The following is a 6035-nucleotide window of genomic DNA, read 5'->3' as shown; positions in this document are numbered from 1 at the left end:
GGCAAGTCGTTGGCTTCCACCGGTTGCCGTTTGTCGTCCAGGCTGAAACCATCCGCCTGCACATCATAGAAAAAGACCTGATCGGTCTTGCCGCCCTTGGTAAAGAGCAACACCGCCGTGGAGACCCCGGCGTAGGGGCGAAAACAGCCCGGAGGCAGGGAAACAACCCCTTCCAACTGGTTATCATCCACCAGCATGCGGCGCAGGTCCACATGGGCATTGGAACTGCCGAACAGCACCCCGTCGGGTACGATGGTGGCCGAGCGTCCACCGAGTTTCAACATGCGCAGGATGAGGGTCACAAAAAGCAGTTCTGTCTTTTTGGTTTTGACCAACCCCAGCAGGGAGGGATGAATATCCTCCTCGTCCAGGCTGCCCTTGAAAGGGGGATTGGCCAGGATCACGTCAAAGGCGTTGCTCGCCAGTCGGGGGTAGTGCTCTGGAAAGGTGCTGCTCAGGGTGTCCTGATAGTGGATCTCCGGGGCATCAATGCCGTGCAGCAGCAGATTCATGGCGGCAATACGCAGCATGGTGGCGTCGAAGTCAAACCCTCGAAACATGTGGTGTTGAACATGATCCCGGTGTGGCTCCAGCAGATCGCCATGGTAGATTTTTTCTCCGGTCTCGGGGTCGGTGTCCACCATCTTCGGGGAGGTATATTCCCGCATCAGATACTGCATGGTCTCCACCAGAAAGCCAGCGGTGCCGCAGGCGGGATCTCCTACCACCTCGTTGCGTTTCGGATCAGGAGCCACCATCTCCACCATGGCGCGGATCACATGACGCGGGGTGCGGAACTGGCCGTTGATACCGGCGGTGGTCAGCTTACTGAGCAGGTATTCGTAGAGATCCCCCTTGGTGTCCCCAGCAGTAAGCGGCAGGGCGTCAATCATCTCCACCGCCTTCACCAGCAGGCTGGGCTTGGCAACCATCAACTGGGCATCCTTCATGTATTCGCCGAACTCTGCACCATCCACCGCCACTTTCTTGAAATGGGGAAACACAAAATCACGCACCAAGGGCAGCATCTCCTCTGCCCCCAGGTGGCGAAAATGGGACCAACGCAAATCCTGCTCCTCTTGGCCAAAGTTGCGGCGACTCTGACCACCGGTACGGGCATCGCGCTTTTCGTTGCGGGACTCGGCAATATCCAGCAACCGGGCAAACATCAGAAACGAGATCTGCTCAATGACCGTGAGCGGATTGGTGATACCGCCGGTCCAGAATTCGGTCCAGAGTTTGTCAATTTTGGCTTTCAACTCGCCAGTGATCATAATGAGGCTCTCTTTTCAAAATGTGCAGGTGGCTTGAAGGCATCCAGAATGGCGATCAGATCATCCATCTGCGCCTCCTCGCGGAATACGCCATCGGGGCCTTCGCTGTCCACAGTGGTAAACGGTGGTTCGTAAAGCCGGTCAATGGCGATGACGCCAAACTTGCTGATATGATTCTTGAGCAGACCCAAAAAACGGATCTGCCGGGCATTCAGTGTGGGGTGGCGACGGACAAAATCGGCAAAATGCTTTTCCACCGTCTCCCCATCCATGCCGATGATGGATCGCAAGATCTGCTCCAAACCCTGGGCAGTCTCGTGGTAGAACTCCTTGAGGATGTTCAGGTCCACATCGGGACGCTCCAGGTGGATCAGGGCATTCAGGGCGTTCAGATCCGTCTCGGTGACTGGAACACCCGCGCGAATTTTTTTCAGGGTGGGGTTGCTCTCAAACAGGGGCATCAACACCTCTTCCACCCGTTTGCGGTAGGCGACCAGATCCACAGTGCCCATGTTGGCCATGCGCTGGGTATAGGCAATGCCGCCATCGGTCACATCAACCACCCGCACGCTCTCCCCGGGGCGATCCATCGGGCGACGATGGTGCATGACCCCCCGCAGATCGCGGCGCAGGTTTTCCAGATCGGCCACGGTTACACTGCTCCAAAAGGCAGGATCTTTGCAACGTTTGATGACTTCTCCTTTCTCCCGCACCGGATTTAAGTGCATTTGCAACTGGGCAACCTGATCCTGCACCTGATCGCGATAATCCTCAAAACGGCTCGAACTCTTTAACAACTCGTTCTGCGTCATGGCTATCAGGCGGTCGAACTGCCAGGCGGCGGCATGGTCGCGGATGTCAATCCACTGCATCAACGGGGCCAGTGTCTGGCGCAGAACTCCCACGGTCTCCGGTGCAAACTGTTCCAGCACATGGGGCTGCTGCACGGTGCGTTTTTCCCGCCATTTCTCCCGCACAGCAATGGTTTCTTCCGGCAAGGCAGCCAGATCCTTGCCAATCAATTCCGCCGCCAGCTTGAAGGTTTCAGGGTCGGACTGCTCCAGAGCGGTCTCTGCCAGATCAATACGTGCCTCGAACACCTGCTGCATGAGGGATCTGGCCGGGGCCGGGTCTGCCTCCTGGAACTCTTCGGAGAAAAATTCAAAGTTGCCCCAGTGATCGAAAATGCGGAACTTGGTCTTGCCAATGGCCGGGCAGAGCCGGGTGCCGCGTCCGATCATCTGCCAGAACTTCACCCGGGACTTGACCGGCTTGGCAAAAACCAGATTGACCACCTCCGGTATGTCGATACCTGTATCCAGCATGTCCACAGAAATGGCGATGGTCAGGCCCGGATTGGAACCGATTCCCTTGAAGTCGTCGATCAACTGCTCGGCGCGGGGATCGTAGTTGTCGATCACCTGACAAAAGCCGCCGCCATACTGGGGATACAACTCATCAAAGAGTTGGGAAAGCAGAACCGCGTGGTTGTGGTTGCGGGCAAAAAGTATGCTCTTGCCTGGATGGGTTCCGGTGGATTCCCGCAGACCATTTTCCATCAGATTACGCAGAACGTGCTTGTTGGTGTCCCGGTTGAATACCGCCTTGTCGATCTGCTGCGCCTCGTAGGCAAAGGTTCCAGGATCCTCTCCGTCCTCCTCCAACTGCTGCCGTTGCGCCTCGGACAAATTTTCATACTTGATTCCCAGGCGCAAAAACTCGGTGGTATGGGTGAACAGCTCGAAGGGAACCAGATGGCCTTCCTCCACCGCCCGAGAAAAGTCGTAGTTGAAGGTGGGGTCGTCGTCCTCACAGCCGAACAGCCTGTAGGTGTTGCGGGTGATCATGCCCACCGGTGTGGCAGTCAGCCCTACCTGGAGAGCGTCAAAGTACGAAAAGAGATCCCGATAACGGTTGTAGATGCTGCGATGCGATTCATCAGCGATGATCAGATCGAAAAATCCCACGTCGAAAGTCTCGAAAATCTTCATCATGGCGGGATAGGTAGCCAGATAAATCCGCTTGTCCCGATCCTGGGCGGTATGGCGTCCTACCACCACCAGTGGCTCGTTGAGAAAATCGATGTAGGCGTTCTTGGCCTGTTTGCGCAACTCCTTGCGGTCGCACAAGAACAGCACCCGTTTGACCCATCCGGCACGGATCAGTAGATCGGTCAAGGAGATGGCCACCCGGGTTTTGCCGGTGCCGGTCGCCTGAACCACCAGAGCGCGGCGGTGCCGAGCGGTGAAGCGTTCACAAACCCGCTTGATGGCCTCCAACTGGTAGAGTCGACCCGCTATCCCGGAGGGCTGGAGCTCGTCCAGGGGACGTTGATTGTTGCGCTGGAAAGTCACGAGATACTGCAGACTGTCTTTGGAGTAAAAACCATACAGTTTGCGCGAAGAGTAGCCACTGGCGTCATCCCAAATCCAAAGATCAAAGCCATTGGTGATAAAGATCACCGGACGTTGGCCGTACATTTTTTCCAGACCATCGGCATAAAGCTGGGCTTGCTTGCGACCCTGTTCGGCACCCCTGGATGTTTTCTTGGCTTCCACTACGGCCAGGGGTTTTCCATCGTCGTTCCACAACACATAATCGGCGTAACCCTTGCCGGTTTGAGTGGGTTGGTGCTCCACCTCTTCCTCCTGGGTCACTTCATCCGTGTTGCCGCCATTGGCTGCCACTTTCCACCCGGCCATCACCAGTTGGCTATCTATCAACCGTCTGCGGGTGGTGGCCTCATCAAAGTTCAGGACATTGGCGGCATTGCGACCGGACTGAATAAGTGCTTCCAACTCACCTGTTTTAAGTTCGGCGGTTTGGGCTTTCTCCCTCTCTGTGTCTAATTGCTCCAGAAGAGCCCGCATCTGTGCTTCCTGGGCGGCCAACTGCTCCAGTACCGCCTTCTTTTCCCGTTTGAGTTGGGATCGGGCCTCACCGGCCAGCCCGCCAGATGGGGGATCCTGATAGGGTGACAGGTCGGAGGTCTTGCCCTGGCCGCTGGCCATAAAAATCCACTGGCCGACGGCATGGGACTCTTTGAGCAGCCAGAGGGCAGTATCCGTGGATGCCTTTTCGCCATGGGCCGCCTTGTTGCCGTGAATCCGAATAGCGTGCAGTTTGTCCACCACCGCCTTGGGAACCGCTTCAGTAAAGGCACTTTCGTTGAGCAGATCATTCAGGTTGGGCTGGTACGGCTTGGAAAAACCGGTCCGGTCGTAGATCCACAGCACGAGTTGTTCCGCAAACGCACGCAGTTTCACCAGGCTGCTGCCAGGATCGGGGTGGGCATAGCTCTCGGCAAAGCCACCCAGTTCCGCCAGTTGCGGCCAGGAGGGGCGCAGAAATTCGAAGTTCAGCGATTTCATGATCAAGTGTTCCATGTCGGGGAGAAAAGCAACGGGGATGCCATTATGCGTTCACCCTATATTTTTTCATCCAATTGGTCAGGGTCTGATAGCTGGCCAAACCCAGGAGTTCGGCAGCCCGTGTCTTGTTGCCAGCGGTCTTTTCCATCGCCAGTTCCATGTAGTGACGGGCAACCCGATCCATTAACAATGGCAGATCAATTCCTTGCAACACGTCCAGATCGAGGATGGAAACCTCCTCTTGCCCGCTTTTGGGGACGGGAAACAATGAATCCCGGACATCTTCCACCCGAATCGTCGCCCCAGTGGACCAGATCGTGGCACGGCGCAGGGTGTTCTGCAACTCCCGCACATTGCCGGGCCAGTCGTGTTTCAGAAGAAGATCCTTTGCGCCTACAGAAAGTTTCTTATGTTCGAATCCGGGTTCTGTCTCGCTCTCCCGGTTGATCTGCTCCAGCAGGTAGTCAACCAGGGGACCAAGATCACCAGGGCGTTCCCGCAGAGGGGGCAGAAGCAGAACGATCACCGCCAACCGGTAGAACAGATCCTCCCGAAACCGCCCTTGGGAAACCTCTTCTGTCAGGGTCCGGTTGGTGGCGGCAATGATGCGCACATCCACCGGAGTGGGCGTGGTGGATCCCACCCGAACGATCTCGCCTTCCTGGATGGCGCGCAGAAACTTGACCTGGGCGGGGGCTGGCAGTTCACCTGCCTCGTCCAAAAACAGGGTGCCGCCGTGGGCCGCCTCAAAGTAACCGGTCCTGGATACGGCCGCTCCGGTGAAGGCTCCCTTCTCATGCCCGAAAAGTTCGGATTCCACCAACTCCGGAGATATGGCCCCACAGTTGACAGCCACGAACGGCTTGTCCCGACGGGGACTGGCCCGGTGAATGGCGCGGGCCAGCAGTTCCTTGCCGGTGCCGGACTCCCCCTCAATCAATACGGGAATGGAGCGCGGAGCCACGCGGCGCGCACGGGCGATCACCCGCTTCATGTCAGGACTGCGATGGATTATGCTGGAGAACTCCGGTGCTTCGGGTGGCAAGCCGGCGGTGAGTCGCTCCAACTCCTCGTCGGGTTTACGCAGCAGGTCGGGGATGAAGTCAGCGGAGATGTCGAATGGCACGGATGCGGTGCGCACACCATGCTCACGGGAGGATTCGATCAATTCCGCAGGAAATCGAGTCTTGGCGAGGATGATCCATACCGCCGCCATGGCCGGGGTTCCGGGGCTGAGATGAAAAGCCAATTCAGCATGGCCACGGTTGTTTTTGATGGCATCGGAGACCACCCGGGTGGCATTCTCGTAGATGTCGCCAAAATGGACCGGACTGGTAAGGGTGACGTAGTGAGGAGCGATTTCAAGGAGGTGTTGCGCCTTGAGCCAACC

3 protein-coding genes are annotated in these 6035 nt (G+C 57.1%); all 3 read right to left on the bottom strand.

What is annotated here, in order from left to right:
• A partial coding sequence (locus EJP87_RS13280) for a type I restriction-modification system subunit M (protein WP_130472354.1) occupies positions 1 to 1274 on the bottom strand: 1274 nt, incomplete at its 3' end.
• Positions 1271 to 4645, bottom strand: a complete 3375-nt coding sequence (locus EJP87_RS13275) for a DEAD/DEAH box helicase family protein (protein WP_130472353.1) — start codon at positions 4643 to 4645, stop codon at positions 1271 to 1273. The genes EJP87_RS13280 and EJP87_RS13275, both read right to left, overlap by 4 nt.
• A 43-nt stretch (positions 4646 to 4688) precedes the next feature.
• On the bottom strand, positions 4689 to 6035 hold a 1347-nt coding region (locus EJP87_RS13270), incomplete at its 5' end, for a sigma-54 interaction domain-containing protein (protein ID WP_130472352.1).

This window comes from Candidatus Magnetaquicoccus inordinatus, from assembly GCF_004217665.1.
Taxonomy (GTDB): Bacteria; Pseudomonadota; Magnetococcia; order Magnetococcales; family Magnetaquicoccaceae; genus Magnetaquicoccus; species Magnetaquicoccus inordinatus.
The sequence above is the reverse complement of the archived record's forward strand: the minus strand, read 5'-3'. Positions and strand labels throughout refer to the sequence as shown.